The 20,006-nt window shown below is 64.5% G+C and carries 13 protein-coding genes; 2 read left to right on the top strand and 11 right to left on the bottom strand.

Annotated features, from left to right (window positions below; all coding sequences use genetic code 11):
- Positions 1–92: 92 nt before the first annotated feature.
- The 5 genes from CCR95_RS23365 to CCR95_RS23345 all read right to left on the bottom strand — a co-directional run bounded on the left by CCR95_RS23365 (position 93) and on the right by CCR95_RS23345 (position 9,400).
- Complete coding sequence (locus tag CCR95_RS23365; protein WP_201098933.1) at positions 93–683, bottom strand: esterase family protein; 591 nt, start codon at positions 681–683, stop codon at positions 93–95.
- 159 nt (positions 684–842) lie between these two features.
- Entirely contained in the window at positions 843–1,796 is a 954-nt protein-coding gene (locus CCR95_RS23360; RefSeq protein WP_201098932.1) for an acetylxylan esterase, read from the bottom strand.
- Between the two features lie 218 nt (positions 1,797–2,014).
- A complete protein-coding gene (locus CCR95_RS23355) occupies positions 2,015–5,056 on the bottom strand; it encodes a PAS domain S-box protein (RefSeq protein ID WP_201098931.1) in 3,042 nt (1,013 codons plus the stop codon).
- A gap of 145 nt (positions 5,057–5,201) precedes the next feature.
- A complete protein-coding gene (locus CCR95_RS23350) occupies positions 5,202–8,315 on the bottom strand; it encodes an efflux RND transporter permease subunit (protein ID WP_201098930.1) in 3,114 nt (1,037 codons plus the stop codon).
- Positions 8,312–9,400 (bottom strand): efflux RND transporter periplasmic adaptor subunit, encoded by a 1,089-nt coding sequence (locus CCR95_RS23345; protein ID WP_201098935.1) that lies wholly within the window; start codon positions 9,398–9,400, stop codon positions 8,312–8,314. The genes CCR95_RS23350 and CCR95_RS23345 overlap by 4 nt, the downstream gene beginning before the upstream one ends.
- 550 nt (positions 9,401–9,950) lie before the next feature.
- Between CCR95_RS23345 and CCR95_RS23340 the strand changes: the two genes are divergently transcribed.
- Positions 9,951–10,415 (top strand): (2Fe-2S)-binding protein, encoded by a 465-nt coding sequence (locus CCR95_RS23340; RefSeq protein WP_201098929.1) that lies wholly within the window; start codon positions 9,951–9,953, stop codon positions 10,413–10,415.
- Positions 10,408–12,597, top strand: a complete 2,190-nt coding sequence (locus tag CCR95_RS23335) for a xanthine dehydrogenase family protein molybdopterin-binding subunit (protein ID WP_201098928.1) — start codon at positions 10,408–10,410, stop codon at positions 12,595–12,597. The genes CCR95_RS23340 and CCR95_RS23335 overlap by 8 nt, the downstream gene beginning before the upstream one ends.
- On the opposite strand, the gene mgtE is transcribed toward CCR95_RS23335, so the two are convergent.
- The 6 genes from mgtE to CCR95_RS23305 form a co-directional block, all read right to left on the bottom strand.
- A complete protein-coding gene (gene mgtE, locus CCR95_RS23330; RefSeq protein ID WP_201098927.1) occupies positions 12,594–14,036 on the bottom strand; it encodes a magnesium transporter in 1,443 nt (480 codons plus the stop codon). The two genes, CCR95_RS23335 and mgtE, sit on opposite strands and share 4 nt — an antisense overlap.
- A gap of 177 nt (positions 14,037–14,213) precedes the next feature.
- A complete protein-coding gene (locus CCR95_RS23325) occupies positions 14,214–15,119 on the bottom strand; it encodes a general secretion pathway protein GspB (RefSeq protein WP_201098926.1) in 906 nt (301 codons plus the stop codon).
- Positions 15,116–16,945, bottom strand: coding sequence for an AAA family ATPase (locus CCR95_RS23320; RefSeq protein ID WP_201098924.1), 1,830 nt, complete (start codon positions 16,943–16,945; stop codon positions 15,116–15,118). Before CCR95_RS23320 ends, CCR95_RS23325 begins: the two co-directional genes overlap by 4 nt.
- 234 nt (positions 16,946–17,179) lie before the next feature.
- A complete protein-coding gene (locus CCR95_RS23315) occupies positions 17,180–18,508 on the bottom strand; it encodes an MFS transporter (RefSeq protein ID WP_201098922.1) in 1,329 nt (442 codons plus the stop codon).
- A gap of 399 nt (positions 18,509–18,907) precedes the next feature.
- Positions 18,908–19,354 carry a type II toxin-antitoxin system VapC family toxin gene (locus CCR95_RS23310; RefSeq protein WP_201098920.1) on the bottom strand — a complete coding sequence of 149 codons (447 nt, stop codon included), beginning with the start codon at positions 19,352–19,354 and terminating at the stop codon, positions 18,908–18,910.
- A 12-nt stretch (positions 19,355–19,366) separates the two neighbouring features.
- Positions 19,367–19,600 (bottom strand): antitoxin, encoded by a 234-nt coding sequence (locus tag CCR95_RS23305; protein WP_014779160.1) that lies wholly within the window; start codon positions 19,598–19,600, stop codon positions 19,367–19,369.
- Positions 19,601–20,006 lie beyond the last annotated feature (406 nt).

Here is a 20,006-nt window from a genome sequence, read left to right as displayed (position 1 = left end):
AGCCCGTGACCGAAAAGAGCTTGGGCGTGGGAGCAACAGGGACAACTGGTTTCAGAACCATCGGGTTCTCCGCTCGACTCTCAAAGAGTCCTTCATAACAGCATGGTCTTAAATTTAGAACTGCTGAGCGCCGCCAGCCGATCCGGACAGCCCAGGTTGGGAAGGTACTGGGTGGGCGTGTGGAAATAGGTCAGATCGTCCCGGTGGCCGCCGAAGAGGTCACGGAAATCCTCCACGTTCAGGCTCAGGTCATAGCGCCCGGAGAAGGCCGCGACCTTGCGGAAGAGGTGCGGGTGACGGAAGGCGATATTGACGGCATGAAAAGCGCCCAGGCTGCACCCGTGGGAGATGGTGCAGGGGTGCGGATTTTTCGCCGCCATCAGGGGCAGCACTTCGTTCAGGACATAGTCCTCGAAGGCATGATGGCGACGGATACGGTCGGCGGGGTGATTCCAGAAACAGTAGAGCGATTCCCAGTCGATACTGTCCACGCAATAGAGTTGGAGTTGTCCGGCCTCGATCTTGTGTCGGAGCGACTCGACGAGACGCAGATCCTCGTACTCATGGAAACGTCCGTCGCGAGTCGGGAAGACCAGCACCTTGGCCCCGGCGTGCCCGAAGACCAGCAGTTCCATCTCCCGGCCAAGCCGGTGGCTATACCAACGGTGATATTCGCGGTTCATCGCCTTGACCTTGCGAAAAGAGAGATCCGATGCAGTGAAGTCGGTGTGCGCGGCCAGGATTCCCGGATCGCGTCCGCGGAATCCTAATGGATGAAGGTTGCAATCATGTGACTTGCGAAGGGCATTGGCGCCCAGCGCGATCAGGATTGGGCGCGTCCGTCAGAGCGGCGCAAGGAAGGCCCAGAGCACGGCCATGAGTTCCTGTTCCTGCCACCGCCGGGCGGGATAGTCAAAGTGTCCCGCCTCCAGCACGAACAGGTTTTTGTCTCCCGGGATGGCGTTGTAGACCGCGAACTGCCCCGGCGGCGCCACGATCGGATCGAAGCGGGCGGCGGCGACCTGCATCGGCTGGCGGAGATGCCGGGCGGCGAGGGCGGCATCGTAATACGCCAGGGTTTCCGGAACCCGGCCCTGAGTCCGCACGAAGGACTGGACCGCAGCCCCGCTGCCGGTAGTGGGTAGCGTGAGCCGTAGTGGCTGATGGCCGAAGGTCGGCACATTGAGATGACCGCGCCCGAGGCGGGAATCCCAGGCCAGCGCCATGGCGCCAAGCCCGCCGCCGAGGCTGATCCCGAGATAGCCGAGGCGCCCGTCGAGATCCGGGAAGAGTCGCAGCAGGGCGGTGACGCCGGTCCAGATGTCGTCCACGCAGCCGCCGAGGATGTAGCGGTCGCGATCATGGATGTCATGGAGGACGTGCCAGTTGGGATCGTCCGAGATCGGCGGACAGCGGCTCAGGCTCAGGCCCCGGAAACAGGGAATCAGGTAGACGCCATCCGGGCGCGGCAGTTCCAGCGGCGGGCGCTCGACCCCGCCATAGCCGTGTCCCAGGATGAAGCCTCGTCGCGGCGGCTGATGCAACGGCGTCAACAGCCAGCCGCGAATCCGGAAACCCTCGGTGGAGTCGTATTCCAGGTCATGGACCTGGAAACTCGGATGCGACAGGCTCGACCGACGCAGACGGGGGTTGGGATCGACCGTCAGCGCGCGGGCCAGGCGGGCGCGCCAGAAGGTGGCGAAATCGGCTGGTTCGGGGGGCGGTTCGACCGCAAGCAATCCGTCCAGGTCATAGCCGTAGCTGGGATCGTAGGGATAGCCGTGAGCGAAGGACATGGGCATGGCTCGCAGTGGTTGAGGGGCGATTGCTTGCGCGGGGGAGACTCGGCAGGGCGGTTCCGAAGCCGCGCGCGGAGGCTCATCATAGCGGTGACCGCTGACCAGCCCAAATGCGCGCGGCGCCACCCAACCCTTCCGTTGGATATCCGTCTCTCACAAGCCTGGTTTAGCGGTAGATCCTGCCGGAGGATGCGCAATCGCCGAGGCGAACGGGCTCATGTGAAACCATCGGATTCGAGGAAACGGAAGCCGTTGCGTCCGGCCTGCTTGGCCTGATACATCGCCAGGTCCGCATGGCGCAGCAGGGTATCCGGATCGGCCTGGTCGAGCGGGTAGAGGGTCACGCCAATACTCGCCGAGACCGCGACGGTGGTCTCCGCGTCGATGGCATAGGGTTCGGCGATAGCCGTCAGCAGGCGCGTCAGCAGGTGCTCGCCTTCCTCCCGGCTGGTCAGGTTTCCCATCAGCAGCACGAACTCGTCGCCACCCAGCCGGGCAACGGTATCGCCTTCGCGCACGGATTGAGTCAGCCGCCCGGCGACCGCGATCAGCAAACGATCCCCTGCCGCGTGTCCATGGGTATCGTTGACCGGCTTGAAGCCATCCAGATCGAGATAGCAGACCGCCAGCAGACATTCCTCGCGCCGGGCGTGCGCCAGGGCGATCCGCAGGCGGTCGGTCAGCAGCGTTCGATTGGGCAGGCCGGTCAGTGGATCGAAGTGCGCCATCTGCTCCAAACGGCGTTGTTGCTCCTTGATCTGGGTGATATCCGTCAACATGGCGAATGAGCCGTCAAAACCCTGTTTTGTGTCATAGAGTGCGACCGCCGTGACCAGGGTCCAAAGCTCCGAGTCATCCTTGCGGCGAAACCGACGTTCGTATTGTTCGTGCTGACCCTGATGTCGGGCTTGCATGCGATCCCCATGCGCTTCCAAATCCTCCGCGAACATGAAGTCCTCGACCGGGCGACCCAGCATCTCCCCGCTTGCATAGCCGAGCAGCGCGGCCATCCGCGGATTGACGAAGGTGGTCAGATGATCCGTGTTCATGGCCCAGATCCCTTCGTTGGTCACCTGGATGATCTCACGATAACGAGCCTCGCTCTCCCACAAGGCATTATGTACGAGCTTCTCCTCGACGATATCCCAGGCCAGATCGGCAAAGGTGGTGACGAGTTTTAGGTCTGTCTCATCGTAGTCGCGCGGCTTATTGCCAACGCCGAGGATTGCGACGATGCGCTCGTCGCGAAACACTGGAACCACCAACTCGCGAGTGACCTCTGCATGTCCCGGCGGCAGGCCGCGACGCTGCGGGAGCGAGGCGTAATCGTTGTGGATGATCGCCCGGCGTTGGCGCACGCAATCGGCCCAGACGCCACCTTCCGACAGCGGATAATGGAGCCCCGCGCCTTCGGCCTGGCAGAACTCGCGGGTGGTCCGGGTCGACCAGGTTTGTAGCACCAGGGTTTCCTGATCGGGTTCCAGAAAATGGTAAAAACCGATCGCGCTATCCGTCAGGGCCGCCGCTTCATCGACGCTCGCCCGCAGCACCTCGTCCAGCGAACGGGACGCGGCCCCGTCGAGCAGTCGCAGACGTGCCTTGAGCATATCCGTGATGCGCTTGAGGTTGGTCACATCCCGCGCCGCGGCGAACACCTGCTCGACCGCGCCCGCATGATCACGATAGACCGCGGCGTTATAGAGCACGGGGGTGGTGGTGCCGTCGCGATGAATTAGCTCCAATTCTAAATCGCGGACCTGACCACGTTCGAAGGCGATGCGGTAGCCTTCCATGGCGAGGTCTGGATCGGAGAAATAGCTGGTGGAATCGCTCCCGATCAGTTGTTCGCGCCCATATCCGGTGGCCTGTTCGGCGGCGAGGTTCACATCGCTGATCCGGCCATCCGGGTTGATCACCACCATGGGATCAAGGCTGGCTTCGAGCAGGGCGCGGTTATGGCAGTTGGCCCGCGTCAGGGCTTCCTCGGCTAGCTTGCGCTCGGTGATGTCTTCGGTGAAGAGGATAATGCCGCCAATGGTGCCGTCGTAACGGTACCAGGGCCGCACGGCCCAGTGCGCCCATTGAACGCGGCCATCCGAACGCTCGAACCGATCCTCGTCTTCCTGCACCACCTCGCCGGCCAGTCCACGCCGGTGCGCGTCCTTCCAGCGCTCCGGGAGATCGGGAAAGAGTTCGTAGTGGGAGCGGCCAATCACGTCCGCGACGCGATAGTCGATCAGCCAGCGTCGGCTCACCGCGAGATAACGCATGTCGTGGTCGAACATCGCGAGCGCGACCGGCACATAGCCGATGAACAACCGCAAGCGCTCCTCGCTCCCCGCCAACTGCTGATCACGCAACTCGATACTGTCGGCCATGCGGTTGAAGGTGGTCGCCAGATCCGCGAGTTCGTCGTGGCCCGTCACCGTGGCACGCGAGCCATACTGGCCGCTGGCGAGCGCATGAGCCGCCGCCTGGAGTTGGCGCAGTTGGTTGATGACGAAACGTTGCAATAAGACGCCGCCGACGATGAACATCACCAGAAAGACCGCGAGATGACCACGCAGAGAGCGGATGAAATGCTCGAAGGTGCGCTGCTCGATGTGATCGATGGGCAGCCAAAGACTCATGATCCCGCGCAGATCGCCCTCGTGAAAACCGGACGCGGGCGAATAACGATCGCGAATATTCGCGGGGACATTCTGGGGGTCGCCGTGACAGGTCAGGCAAAAGGCTTCGGTCCAGATCGGCTGGGCGTAGTGATAGAAGCGTTGCCCATCGGGAGTGGCAACCTGCGCCAGGCGTTCCGCCGACGTGGGGTTGCGCTTGAAATACGCGATCGCATCCACGTCAGAGTCGTCTGGCCGTTGATCCTGGTTGAGGCGTTCCAGACCGACGACCCTGATGCGCAGTTCCGCTGGCTGTTCCTTCTCAAGTACCCCGGCGATCCGCGCGAGTGCATGGGTTGGCAACAGGTCGATGGTCTCGCAGGCAGCGGGTAGTCCTTTCTTGAGGTAGGACTGATGATAGACTCCGCTGCTTGCCATCAGCACCGTCCGCAGGATTCTGGCTTCCATGAGAATGGCCTCCATCGCATCCGCGCGCGCCGCGCGGTAGTGATCGATTTGCAACACGGCGAGGCCGATCAACAGGCTCGCGCCCACGCCAAGCCAGAGTTTCAGTTGGAGGCGTGAAATTCCGAGACGCTTCCCGATGAAATCACCCCGACGATGGTCTTGAGCGCCCGTTGGTTTCATGCGGTTTGTCCGATATGGCCGCGGTCGTTGTCGTGAGCGTGAAGGTTTGTCTCTGCTTAAACTGCGCCAGCGTGATCATCTCTTGGTTCATGCGAGGCCGAACTGACCAGCCAATTATGGCAGGTCACGCCAGACTCGGTTTCATTCAAGCGGAATCCGCCGTCTCCCGCTCCAGCCGCCGTTTCACATCCCCCGGCGAGCCGGTGTGGCGCGCCAGCAGGTCATAGGCGACCGGAACCACGAAGAGGGTGAAGAAGGTCGCGGCGAGCACGCCGGCGAGGATGACGGTGCCGATCACGGCGCGGGTCTCGGCGCCGGCGCCGCTCGACAGCAGCAGCGGCACGGAGCCGGCGGCGGTGGTGAGTCCGGTCATGAGGATCGGACGTAGACGCACGTCGGATGCCTCCAGCAGCGCGGCGCGAAATTCATGGCCCTGATCGCGCAACTGATTGGCGAATTCGACGATCAGGATGCCGTTCTTGGCCGCCAGGCCCACCAGCATGATGAGCCCGATCTGGCTGAAGATGTTGAGCGTCTGGCCGGTGAGCCAGAGTCCGAGCAGGGCACCCGCCATGGCGAGCGGAACCGTCAGCATGATGACCAGCGGATGAATCCAGCTCTCGAATTGCGCCGCCAGCACCAGGAAGACCACGACCAGCCCCAGGGCGAAGACAAAGAGCACACCCTCATTGCTGGAGCGAAAATCCCGACTCTGGCCCTTGTAGTCGATTCGCGCCTGCTCGGGGAGATGTTCGCGCACCTTGGCCTCCAGATCGGTGAGCGCCTCGCCGAGCGAGAGCCCCTCCGCCAGATTCGCCTCGATGGTGATGGCGCGGATCCGGTTGTAGCGTTTCAGACTCTGGGAGTCGGCCGACTCGACCACTCGCGCCAGATTGGCGAGCGGGATGAGTTCGCCGCTGCGATCGGAGCGCACATAGAGGTTGTCCAGACTGCCGGGGGTGCGCTGCTCCGCGCGCTCGCCTTCCAGGATGACATCGTATTCCTCGCCGGCATCCAGATAGGTCGTGACCTTGCGCGAGCCGAGCATGGTCTCCAGGGTGCGTCCGAGGTTGCCGATGGTGACGCCCAGATCGGCGGCGCGGTCATAGTCGATCTCGACCCTAAGCTGGGGCTTGGTCTCCTTGTAGTCCCAGTCGATGCCGGTCAGTCCGGGATTGTCCTGCTCGATGGCGGCGAGCAGGCGGTCGCGCCAGACGGCCAGTTCCTCATAGGTGCCGCCGCCGATGACGAACTGGACCGGTTTCGCGATGCGCGACCCGAACCCCTGTCGCATGACCGGAGTGGCGCGCACGCCGGGCAGATCGCTGAGTTTGGCGCGCACCTCGTCCATGATGACCCATCCGGAGCGGCGCAGGTCAAAGTCGTTCAGGACCATAACCACCATGCCGGAATTGAAGGTCGAGGTATTGGTGAAGGCGCGCGGGGCACGGACCAGCAGCCGGATCGCCTCGCCGCTCTCGGTATAGGGCAAGAGGCGTCGTTCGATCTCGTCCATGTAATCCTTCATATACTCGAAAGAAGCACCCTCGGGACCGTTGACCAGGATGAAGAAAGCGCCGCGATCCTCCTTTGGCGTGTATTCCTGAGGGATGCGCTCGAACAGCCAAAGCGCGCCGATCAGGGTGGACACAAAGGCCAGCAGCACGATCCAGGGCTGGCGCAACAGGAAACGCAGGCTTCGGCCATAGCCACGCCGCGCCCATTGAAAGGCGCGATCCACGCCACGGGACAGGACCGCGCGCCCCTGACTGGCGTGCGTGGCGGGCAGAATCCGGGAGGCCAGCATCGGCGACAGCGACAGCGCCACAAAGGACGAGAAGCTCACCGCCGCCGCCATGGTCAGGGCGAATTCGCCGAAAAGCCGTCCGACATCCCCCTGCAGAAAGGCGATGGGCACGAAGACCGCGACCAGCACGAGAGTAGTCGCGATCACCGCGAAACCAACCTGACGGGTGCCCCGATAGGCGGCGACCAGACGCGTCTCGCCGTCTTCCTCCATCCGCCGGTGGATATTTTCGAGCACCACGATCGCATCGTCGACCACCAGACCGATCGCCAGCACCAGCGCCAGCAGGGTCAGGATGTTGATGGAAAAATCGAGCGCCAGGAGCAGGGTAAAAGTCGCCACCAGCGACACCGGCACCGTGACCGCCGGCACCAGCGTGGCCCGCAGGCTGCCGAGAAACAGAAAGATCACCAGCGTGACCAGACCGATGGCAAGCGCCAACGTCTTGTAGACCTCATCGATGGCGCCCTTGACGAAGACCGAGCTGTCGTAGCTCTGCTTGATCGCCATCCCCTCCGGGAGCAGCGGATTGAGTCGGGCGGCCTCGGCCTTGACGCCATCGGCCACCGCGACGGTGTTGGCGGTCGACTGCTTGACGATGCCGATACCGATCATGGGCACCGCGTTGCCCCGGAAGAAGGTGCGGTTCTCCTCGGTACCGCGCTCCACCCGCGCGACATCGCCGAGACGCACCAGATAGCCATCGTCGCCACGCGCCAGCACCAGACGCGCGAAATCCTCGGGGGTCTTGAAGGCGCGATTGACCCGGACGCTGAACTGACGGTCGAGGGACTCGACCTCGCCCGCGGGCAGTTCCAGGTTTTCGGCGCGTAGGGCGTTCTCGACCTCCGCTACCGTGAGGTTGCGCGCCGCCAGCGCCCTGCGGTCGAGCCAGATGCGCATGGCGAACACCTGATTGCCGCCGACCTGAACCCGCGCGACCCCATCGAGCACCGAGAATTGGTCCACCAGATAACGGCGCGCGTAGTCCGTGAGTTCCGGCAGGGTCAGACGGTCGCTCGTCAGGTTGAGCCAGAGGATGACATCCTCGTTGCTGTCGACCTTCTGGATCTCCGGCGGCTCGGCCTCCGCCGGCAACTGATCCAGGATGCCGGAGACCCGATCGCGGATGTCGTTGGCGGCGCCGTCGATGTCGCGGTCCATGTGGAACTCGACCGTGACCGCCGAACGCCCGTCCTGGCTGGTCGACTCCACCGTGCGGATGCCCTCGACGCCGGCGATGCGATCCTCGATGAGTTGGGTGATGCGACTCTCCACCACCGTGGCCGCGGCGCCGGGATAGAGGGTCTCGACCGAGACCACGGGCGCGTCGATGTCGGGAAATTCACGCAGGGGCAGACGGTCGAAGGCGACCAGCCCGAAGGCGACCAGCAGCAGCGAGAGCACGCTGGCGAGAACCGGCCGGGTGATCGAGAGGTCCGAGAGGATCATGGGGCGGCATCCGTCACGGCGGGCGGATTCCGGGCGCCGTCGCCGTCGATCGCGTCGAGAATCCGCAGCGCCTGACCGGGGCGGACCTTGTCGTTGCCGTCGGTCACGATGCGTTCGCCCGGCTGGAGTCCCGCGCGGATTTCCACCCAACCCGGCTGACGGGTGCCGATCTCGACCTGACGACGTTCCGCCGTCAGTCCCTCCTTCCCGTCGCTCACGGCCAGGACGAAGTGCTCCTGCCCTTGGTGCAGGAGCGCCTTTTCCGGAATCACGAGACCCTCGCGCGGATCGACCAGCAGATCGATGCGCATCAGCAGACCCGGCTTCAGGTATCGATCCGGATTCGGGAGGATGGCGCGCACCTGAACCGTGCGCGTGACCGGATCGATCTGGCTGTCGATGCCGCGCACCACGCCGGTAAAGACCTGGCCGCGGTGGGCATCGGTCTCGGCCTCGATCTTCAGCCCAGGCACCAGAGACGTCAGATGGACGCTCGGTACGGCGAAATCGAGCTTCATGACGCGGTCGTCGTCCAGCGTCGTGATCGGATCGCCGGGCTCGACCAGTGCGCCCCGGCTAATGTTCCTCAGCCCCAGGACGCCATCGAAAGGGGCGGCAATCACACGATCCGCCAGGCGCGATTCGAGCGCTACCAGCATCGCGCGGGCAGTATCCAGATCGCGTTTGCGTTCGTCGAGCAGCGACTCGGAGGCCGAGCGTTGCGCAACCAGCGCCTTCACCCGCTGATATTGGCGCTCCGCCTCGCCCGCCCGAACCCGCGCCTCTTCGAGCAGCGCATGCTCCTCGGCGTTGGTCATCTCGACCAGCAGATCCCCGGCGCGCACCCGCTGACCATCCTCGAAATGCAGGCTGGAGATGGTTTCGGTCACATTGGCGGTGATGATGACCGACTCGTTGGCCTTGAGCGTCCCGAGCGCCTCGACCCGGTCGGCCAGCGGCTGGCGGCTGACTTCGGCGGCCATGACCGGAATCGGCTTCTCCAGCGGTTTGTCGGCGGCCTGAGTCAGGTCGGCGGCAACCCAGACGAGGAGTCCGGCGAGCAGAAACCGATTCAGTCGCTTCATCGAACGATCGCGCAAGGGCGTCTCCTGATTATCATTATGGAATGAGCTGGCGACCGCCAGCTTCCAGCTTCCAGCTACCAACCGCTTGCTGGAGTGTTATCGATGTTTTCGCTGATGGTCGTCTTCCCGCGAACGGTGAGACCTGAAACCTGTTGCGCGATGGCCGAGAGCTTGATGAAAATCGCTGGCCGCTGGCATCCGCGATGCTCGTTGTCGTTGTCGTTGTCGTTATTCGATTCGATTCGACAACGAAATCAGCGCGACAGGGTATTCACCCCGTCGCAACGTTTTCTGAACACTGGAAATTCGTCATCCCCGCGAACCTGGTTGAAACGTCCTGACAGGGCGCATGCCCCGTCCGGCCATGTTACTTTCCGGGAGTTTCCTGGCCGCGTCGGCGGTCCGCATCGTCCTTAAATGATGCCGAACCAATGCGCAAACAACGTGGATGGCGCCGACGGCGGTTTCGTTCAAGCATGCGCTTTCGTACCCGCCTCAAATCTGCAATGCTAGCGACCCTTCTATCCGATTGATTCCGATTTTGGCCACGATGATCCCGGTGACACTGAATGGCGAGTTGCGCGAGCTTGATCTTGATCCGAAGACGCCCCTGCTCTGGGTGCTCCGCGACCATCTGGGCCTGACCGGCACCAAATATGGCTGTGGCACGGGCGCGTGCGGCGCCTGTACCGTCCATCTGGACGGCGCGCCGGTCAATGCCTGCGTCACGCCCTTGTCCGCCGTCGCGGGGAAGCGCGTGACCACCATCGAGGGTCTGTCGCTGGACGGACGTCATCCCTTGCAATTGGCCTGGATCGTCGAGGAGGTTCCGCAGTGCGGCTACTGTCAGTCCGGCCAGTTGATGGTCGCGGCGGCGCTCTTGGCCGAGCATCCGCGACCGACCGATGCCGCCATCGATGCCGCCATGTCCGGAGTCCTGTGCCGTTGCGGAACTTACACGCGCATCCGCCGGGCGATCCAGCGCGCCGCCAATCCCGAGGCTCGGGATGGTTGATCCGTCCGAGAATGTCCGGCTGACCCGCCGCGCCTTGCTGAAGATTGGCGCCTTATCCGGTGGCGGGCTGGTGCTGGGGATTGCCCTGCCGACGCGCGCAGCTCCCTTGCCCGATCCCGCCGACGCGATGCCGGCGCGGACCCTGCCAGATCCGTCGGATCCGCCCGTCGAATTCGCGCCCAATGCCTGGATCCGACTCCATGGCGACGGCCGGATCCAATTGGTGCTGGCGCGCTCCGAAATGGGCCAGGGCGTGATGACGACCCTGCCCATGCTGCTGGCGGAGGAACTGGAGGTCGGACTCGATCAGATCGAGGTCGAACCGGCGCCAGTCGATTCCGACTATATCAATCGGCTCCTGGGCGCGCAGGCGACGGGCGAAAGCACCTCGCTGCGCGATGCCTGGACCGGGCTGCGCGAGGCGGGCGCGGTCGCGCGACGGCTGCTGGTCAACGCCGCCGCCGCCACCTGGGGGGTTCCCGAAACGGAGTGTCAGGCACGGCGCGGGCGCGTCCATCACGCGGACGGCGCGCGCAGTCTTGCCTATGCCGAACTCGCTGCCCTGGCGGCGAGGTTGCCGGTTCCCGAGCCGATCCCACTGAAGACGCCCGACGCCTGGACCCTGATCGGAACCCGTCCGCGCCGTCTCGACACCCCGGACAAGGTCAACGGCCGGGCGCGCTACGGGCTCGATGTACGCCTGCCCGGCATGCTCTACGCCACCATCGCACGCTGTCCCGTCCTGGGAAGCCGCGTGCGCCACTGGCGCGGCGAGGCGGCTCGCGCGATTCCCGGCGTCGTCGAGATCCTGATGGTTCGCCACGGCGTCGCGGTGGTCGCCGAGACGAGTTGGGCCGCCTTGCGCGCGCGCGAACTCCTGGAGGTCGACTGCCGCCCGTCCGTCAACGGCGTGGCGGATACCGAACGCATCCGCGCCCGTTTCCGCGCCGCGCTGACCGGCCGCGCCGCGCTCGCGCACCGCCAGGGGGATGTCAGCGCCGCGCTGGACGCCGCGCACCGACAGATCGAAGTCGTGTACGAGGTTCCGTTTCAGGCCCATGCCTGCCTGGAGCCGATGAACTGTAGCGCCGATGTCGGGCCGGACCGGTGTGTCGTCTACGTCCCGACTCAGGATCAGCAGGGCGTCCGGGAGACGGCGCGGCGCCTCACTGGATTGCCGGCGGAGCGGATCGCGGTCCACACCACCCTGCTGGGGGGCGGTTTCGGACGTCGGCGCGAGCAGGATTTCGTGATCGACGCCGTCGAACTGTCCAAGCTGCTGGGGCGCCCGGTCCAGGTAATCTGGACCCGCGCGGACGACCTCCGGCACGATTTTTATCGCCCCATGACCCTGCATCGGTTGCGTGGCGGCCTTGATGAACAAGGCCAGCTCACGGCCTGGTTCCATCGCATCGTCGGGCCTTCGCTACTCGCGCGGGTGCGCCCGTCCGACATGCCCGACGGGATCGACCCGACCCTGACCGCGGGCGCCGCCGATCTCGCCTACGCGATCGCTCATCGGCGAGTGGAATATCGGCGCGCCGACACCCCCGTGCCCGTGGGTTTCTGGCGGGGCGGAGGACACACCCAGAACGCCTTCGTCACCGAATGCTTTCTCGACGAACTGGCGCGCCTCGCGGGCCGGGATCCGCTGGCCCTGCGGCGCACCCTGCTCGCGGACCGTCCGCGTCATCGGCATGTCCTGGAGCTGGCCGCCGAACGCGCCGGCTGGAGCGCGCCGCCAAACGCGGGGCGTGCCCGCGGGATCGCGCTGACAGAGGCGTTCGGCAGCTTCATCGCCGCCGTCGCCGAGGTCTCGACGAGCGCCGGCCAGGTCAGGGTCCATCGAGTCGTCTGCGCGGTGGATTGCGGTCAGGTCGTGCATCCCGAGATCGTGCGCGCCCAGATCGAGGGCGGTGTCGTCTTCGGTCTGACCGCGACGCTCAAGGGCGTCATCACCCTGTCGGAGGGCCGGGTGGAACAGGGTAATTTCGCGGATTATCCGCTGTTGCGCTTCGATGAGATGCCCGCGATCGAGGTCCATCTCGTGCGCAGCGACGCCGCGCCGGGTGGGGTGAGCGGACTCGGGACGCCGCCCATCGCCCCGGCGGTGGCGAACGCGCTGTTCGCGCTCACCGGACAGCCGGTGCGTAAACTGCCGATCGCGCCCAGCGCGTTTTAAAGCAGAAATACCGTCGCCAGCCCCAAAAAGATGAAAAACCCTCCCGAATCGGTCAGCGCCGTAATCATGACCGAACCGCCGAGTGCCGGATCCCGGCCAAAACGCTGACGCAGCAGCGGAATCACCACCCCCGCGGTGGCGGCGAGCAACAGGTTCAGGGTCATGGCGGCGGTCATGACCAGACCCAATTCCAGGTTGCGATAGAGCCACCAGGCCACTAGTCCGATCACTCCGCCCCAAACCACCCCATTGATCAGGGCCACGCTCAGTTCTTTTCGGAGCAGCCGCCAGAGTGCCGTCGGTTCGACCTGTCCCATGGCGATCGCGCGCACGATCATGGTGATGGTCTGATTGCCGGCGTTGCCGCCAATCCCGGCGACGATCGGCATCAGCGCCGCGAGTGCGACCAGTTGCTCGATCGATCCCTGAAACAGATCGATGACCCGCGAGGCGACAAAGGCTGTCATCAGATTGATCGCCAGCCAGGCCCAACGGTTTTTCACCGAGCGGATCACCGGCGCGAAGATATCCTCCTCCTCGCGAAGACCGGCCTGACTGAAAATCTCCGCCTCGGACTCTTCGCGGATCTGGTCGACCATGTCGTCGATCGTGATCCGCCCGAGCACCCGCCGCGTCGCGTCGACCACCGGGACCGAGACCAGATCGTAACGCTCGAACGCCTTGGCAGCGCCCCCGGCGGCGTCGTCCGGGGCGAAGGTGACCACGGACTTGGCGGTCATGACCTGGGAGACCTTTTTCTCCAGATCGTTGATGAGCAGCGCCTCCAGGGTCAGGACGCCGCGCAGCCGGTCATCGCGGTCGACCACGAACAGCTTGTCGGTATGGTCAGGCAGCGCTTCGAAGCGGCGCAGATAGCGCAGCACCACCTCCAGGGTCACGTCCTCGCGCACCGTGACCATGTCGAAATCCATGAGTGCGCCGACGGTGTCCTCGGGGTAGGCCATGGCGGCGCGGACCTGCTCCTGTTCTTCCTGATCGAGCGAGGCGATGACATCCCGCATCACGTCCGGGGGCAGATCGGGCGCCAGATCGGCCAGTTCGTCCGTGTCCAGCGACTCCACGGCGGCCTTGATCTCGTCCGAGTCCATGGTCTCGATCAGGGTGGCGCGCACCGCGTCCGACACCTCCAGCAGGATATCGCCGTCTTTCTCGGCGCGAACCTGGTCCCAGACGAACAGTCGGTCGGCGAGCGGCAGGGCTTCGAGGATGCAGGCGATGTCGGCGGGATGCAGACGGTCGAGCTTGCGCCGCAGCCGCGCCAGGTTCTGCTTGTGGGTGATGGATTCCACCAGCTTCTGGTGCGGCATCTGTTGACGATGGACCAGCGTTTCGACCAAGTGCTGACGCGACAGTAAATCCTGTATGTCATGCAGATGGCGGTGTAGGGAATCCGGGTCGCGTGGTTTCTGCTCGGTCATGGGAAAGACGCCAGGGCATGAGTCGCAGGGAAGCTGGAGCGCGCACTCTAAAGGCTTCGGCAACGTATTGCGAGGCTCAATGAGGTGCCGGATCCGACGCGCGCATTCAGCCTGATCGGTGCGGTTTGCGTGTCGCTCGCGCTCGCCCAATCCAACCAGCGCTGACGCTCGCGCGGGTTAGCGCGCGACGTAAAAGGGGTGACCCAGATAGCTCAGCACCGCGCCATCGGCGAGGATGCGCTCGACTCGCAACCCCTCTCGCGTTTCCTCGCCTTCACGATACTTGAGCGCGTTAATCAGAACGAAACGCTTGGCGGCATCCGGGTCGTAAACGTGCACGGTCATCAGATATCCAGGCACCTGCGCCTGTTGCTGGGGCGTCAGACGCAGCCGCGTGGGATCGCCGCTGATCTTGACGGGCGCAGACGTCGCTTTGGACTTGGGTGGCGGCAGTCCCTGTTCGCGGCGCACCTGTTGCTTGAATGATTCGATATCGTCGATCAGATCGACCGGGATCGGTGCGCGCTTGGGGGGCTCACTGACCAGCGGTTCGGGATCGTCGAACGGCAGCGGCTCCGCGTCCACCTGACGTTGCAGTTCACGCTCCAGCGCCGGATCCAGATTTGGGTTGGGGTAGTCCATGAATTCCTCCGGGCCGAATTCCCCGCCCGCGGCGTCTCCGCGCATGTCGGGCGTCGCGGGGATGGCGCGGATCGGGCGTTTCGGAGGCGGCGCCTCCACCAGCGGAGCGACCGGAGCGAGCCGCAAGGGAGCGGGAGCGGGCGCTGCCGACTCTGCATCCGCCGCCGAGGATCCGCCGGACGACTCCAGGGAGGAAGGACGCTGGCTGTCCGGCGCCTTCGACGCAGTCGGTTCGACCGGGGGCGATGCCGGACCGCGCAACGCGGCGAAGAGTGCGATCACGACCGCCAGGGCCGCCAAACCAACGGCAAGCAGCCCCCAGTGATTGGCGGGGACCGGCTCTTTGTCCTCGCTGAAGATCCCGGTCATGTCCAGCGTCGGCACCTGACCGAGTTCACGCTCCTGCTGCGATTTCTTCAAGGCCTCCAGAATGTAGCTCATGGCGCCCCCACCCCGGGCGCCGAGACCGCGGACATCCCGCCAAGCCGCGGCAGACCCGGCATCTCGACCGCTTGATTCAGTTGGATGAGGGTACGCGGACCGGCGATGCCATCGGGTTGCAGTCCCCTGGAAGTCTGAAAGGTCCGCAGCGCCGCATCCAGCGCGGCATCGAAGCGGGGAGAATCGCCGGGCAAGTCCTCCAGGCCCGGCACCCGCGATAAAAGCTGGCGCAACCAACGCACATCCTCGCCCCAGGAACCCGAGGCGATGAGGGTCGAACCGCCCGGCGGCGGCTGCCAGACCAGGGTGTAATGGCCGGTCCAGATCCGCTCCAACCCCGCCACCGGGACGCGCTCGCGGCCGGTGGCGAGATCCAGCGTCGCCTCGCTTTCGCCCAGCGCGCTCAGGACCACGAAACGCCTAGCGCCGTCAGGACTGGCGACTCTCAGTAGCGCGGGCAGATCGAAATAGCGGAGATTGCCGAGCGTACCCTGCTCCTGCTCGCAGCTCAGGCCGACGCGCGCAAGCCGCGCGCAGGGCTCGTCAGACCCGAGATCGTCCAACTCCAGGCCCCAGCGCTGCGCCAGGAGGCTCACGGCATCGGCCTCGGGCATGGCCAGCCGCTCCAGCGTCGCGTCCAGCGCGTCGCCCTCGAAACTCGTCATCGCGATCAGTGGCAACACCTCGTCGGGCGTCGGAGTCTCCGCGGGCGCGTCGGCCAACTCCGGAGGCGGGGTCGGTTCCGACGGCGCTAACGACGCGGCGACGGGGACGGATTCCTTGGTCGCCGCCGCGGCGGTTGCGGCTTGCGCATCCGGAAGCGCAATCGGCTCAGGTTCCGGCTCCGGGGGCAGTTCATCGGCCTGACGCGAGAAGATCTTGGCAACGAATCCGAACGGATCGCCATCCACGTTGTCCAGCCATTCTCCCCCCCACCAGCCCGCGCCCAACGCCAGAACAAAGGCCGCCGCCGCCAGGAAGGCGGGTCGCACGGCAGGCTGGCGAGCAACCTCGATCGCCCCCCCCTGTACCTCGTGCGCCGCCTTGGCGACGATCAAGGGCGTCACTTGCGAACCGCGGGTCACGCAGGTTCCCAGCAGCGCCCGATCGCAGAGGATATTGACCAGGCGCGGAATCCCGCCGGAATAGCGATAGATATGACGAATCGCGCTCGCGGTGAACAGGGGCCGATCGACCCCGGCGACCGCCACGCGGTGACGGATATAGTCTCCAGTTTCCCTGAGGTTGAGAGGGGTCAGGTGGAAGCGCGCCGTGATGCGCTGATTGAGCTGCCGCAGTTGTTCGCTGTCGAGCATGCGCCGCAGTTCGGGCTGACCGATCAGAAAAATCTGAAGCAGTTTGTGTTTGGTGGTCTCCAGATTGGTCAGCAGCCGGATCTGCTCCAGCACCTGAGGCTGAAGGTTCTGGGCCTCGTCGATGATCAGCACCGGGCGGCGGCCCTGACCATGCGCCTCCAGCAGATACTGGTTGAGCCGATCCACCAGCACCTTGATCGACCGCTTGCCTTCCGAGACCGGAATCCGAAATTCCTCGCAGAGATTCAGCAGCAGTTCGTTGGCGGTCTGGGCCGGATTCAGGATCAGAGCGACGTCAACGCCTTCGGGCAATTGCTCCAGAAAGGCGCGGCACACCGTCGTCTTCCCGGTCCCGACCTCGCCGGTCAGGAGCACGAAACCGCCGCTCTCGCCCGCGCCATAGAGCAGATGCGCCAGCGCCTCCCGATGCTGCTCGCTGAGGAACAGATAATGAGGGTCGGGCGCAATGGAAAAACTGGGCTCCTTGAGCCCAAAATACTTTGGATACACGATTGCTGCTCGGTGCGATGTTCGTCCAGGTCCGTGCCCGGTCGAGTGTCCACCGGGAACAGAGGTGCGATCGATTGAATGACGCTGGCGAAACGGCCGAATCGATCAGGAGGTACTCGCCATTGGCAGATTAGTCAGGCCGTTCCGGGGCGTCAAGCGAGCCGATGGCGCGCAGGGCGCCGACCCATCGGTTCATCCGCGATGGCCGGCGCGCGAACCCTGGCGCTCGTCGCCTCATGCGGCGGTCGCGGCGACCGTCTCCTCGATTGCCGGCTTGACCGGATACCGGAGACGAACATAGACGCTGGCGAACATCAACAGAATATTGATGACGCCCACCACCACGAAGGGCGCGCGAGGATCGATCCGGTCGAACAGATGCCCGCCCACGAAGGTGATCAGCAGAATCCCGATGGCGCCGGCGACGTTGAAGGCGCCCAGCACCGAACCGCGCTGCGCGGGCGGCGCCTCCTGTCCGATCAGCGATTGACCGCCCAGAAAGACGCTGATCTGACCGATTCCGAGCAGGATGAAGAAGATCAGGCCATGGCTGGCGAGCGGATCATCGAGCAGCAGGAGGGCCAGATTGCCCAGCGCGGCCAGCGCCATGCAGACCGCCAGCGCGCTGGCCCGGTCGATGCGGTCGAGCAATGGACCCAGGATCGGCGCCCACACCAGGGCCGCGATCTGGGCGATCACGAAGATCATCGTCCCGCCCATCACCGCCGCTGCCGGCTCCAGCCCGGCGGCCTTGCCGGCGAGCGTGCCCCAGAGGATCAGGAAGACGGCATTCACGGATTGATCGCCGCGGGCGATGAAGGCCGCCGAGTAGGCCAGCAAAATGCGCGGATTGCGCGCCTGCGAGAAACCGCCGATCAGGAGTTCACGCACGCTCGGGCGTTCCGCGTGGCGGATCGGCAGACCGGGCTTGAGTCCCCACAGCAGAAAGGCGGCGACCGCGACCGAGAGTCCGGCGACGATGAAATGGGTCAGACGGCCCGCCGCGACCCCATCGAAACCCGCGCCAGCAAACACCTTGGGCAGCGCGCCGAAGCCCTGGCTGATGAAGACGACACCCAGTCCGCTCAGTAGACCCACGATGGCGACCAGCTTGCCGCGCGAACATTCGGCGGGATAATCGGCCAGGACGGTCGAGAGTCCGCCGGCGACCGTGACCACGGCCATGGCATAGACGATGCGATAGACATAGAGCGCATCGACCGATTCGGCAAAGGGATAGAGCACATAGGTCAGAGCCAGCAGCAGAAAACCCGCAGCATACACCGGTCGTCGCCCGACCCGATCCATCAGGATGCCGGCGGGCAGAAACAGCAGCAGGGTCAGGATCTCGGTGAAAAAGACCAGATTGCCGCTGATGGCGCCCTGCTCGGACGAGGGAATGTGCAGATGTTCGTTCAAAATGTACGTCTGGCCGATGGAAATGAAGATCATCAGGCCGATGGAAAAAAAGGCGGCGATAAGAAAGGTCCAGCCGTGGCGCGGCAGGACGCCGGGGGCGAGACGGAGCGGGCCGATTCGGTAACTAAGCGCTTGATCAGGCATGTCGTGTGTGATCTCGGGATGGTCTGGGCATGTTGGTGATTGTCGACGGGCGTCGTTGTGCCGCGCTGACACGGCTGACGGGATGCCGGCCTCCGCGGGACCGACAGGGTACCGCTTGGAAGGCGATTCCTTGGACGTACAGAAAAGGTACTACCTGGCTACCTGGCTGCGCCCATGATAATGCAAAATACAAAACGACAAGCTCGACGGCGCAAGACGGACTCGGCTTGAGGTGCTTGTTTGCCGATTAAGGCAATTGAATCTTCAGATCTTTACCCCTTCTTCTTTCTCGGGGTGCCGTAGTAGGTACAGGTGCGTTTCCGGGGCTTTCGGGTCGCATTCGGCGATTCGATCTGGATGCGCGCGTGCCGCAAAGTGCGCACAGCGATTGTGGAACGGTTATTCCACAATGTAAGGCGGCGCGGATGCCTCGCCTTCGTGATTCAACCAGTTCTCGACAACAAGCCCCGGCACGCGACGGAACTCGGCTTCGTTGGCGGTGATCAGGGTCAGCCCGTGTGCAAGGGCGTGGGCCGCAATGAGCAGGTCGTTGGCGCCGATCGGCGTGCCCGCACGCTCGAGCGCCGCTCGGGTCTCGCCGTAGCACCGATCCGCTGGCTCGTCGAAAGGCAGGATGTCCAGGGCCGCCAACACGGTCTCCAGTTGGGCAGACAATCGGTCGGAGCCCTTTTTGGCTGCGCCGAAACGCAGCTCCGCGGCGACGATGAGACTGGTGCAGACTCGTTTCTCGCCGCGCGCGGCGATACAGTCGCGGATGCGCCCTGCGGGCCGACGCACGAGATCGGAGACGATGTTGGTGTCGAGCAGATAGGCGGGCTTGGGCATCGCGGGGAGCCGCTAGAGATCGACCGGCTCCGGCGCCGGGTCGTGGATGTCCGGGAAGGTGTCGTCGATGGGGTCGAGGGTCGCCAGCACCGCGAGCAGTCTCGGCGGCGGCACTGGCTCGATGATGAGTCGGTCGCCTTCCTTGCGAATCAGTGCTTCCTTGCCGGGCAGTTCGAAGTCCCGCGGGATGCGAATCGCTTGATTGCTGCCATTGGTGAAGAGGGTAGCGCGGCGGGGTGCGTTCATGGGTGCTGATCGACTGGGCATAGGTTACGGCATAGGCTAGCACGAGACGGACAAGGTCACGCGATTCACGGGCTCGGATTGACGATAGCGGCGGTTGTCTCAGGCAACTCCTGGGAAATCATATGACAGAAGCAGTGGCTGGTGCGTTACTTTGGAAGGATCCTCGAACCAAGCCATCCAACGAATGGATAGAAATGGAAAACGCTGAGACGCCACTGACCGATGCGGTGATTCGGACGACACGCGACGAACATCCTATTATTCGGATGCTACGATGCGAGACCTGACCGTATGCCGTAACAGGCTGATTAACTTGCGGGTTAAAGTCCCGCCGATGGAGTTGCTCGTACACCATTGTAGTGCCTCGGAGCGGCGCTTGGGTAACCAAGGGTCGTGAGTTCCGACG

Source organism: Thiocystis minor (assembly GCF_016653465.1).
In the GTDB taxonomy this organism is placed as follows: domain Bacteria; phylum Pseudomonadota; class Gammaproteobacteria; order Chromatiales; family Chromatiaceae; genus Chromatium; species Chromatium minus.
Note: the sequence above shows the minus strand (reverse complement) of the source record. Positions and strands in the feature narration are given on the sequence as shown.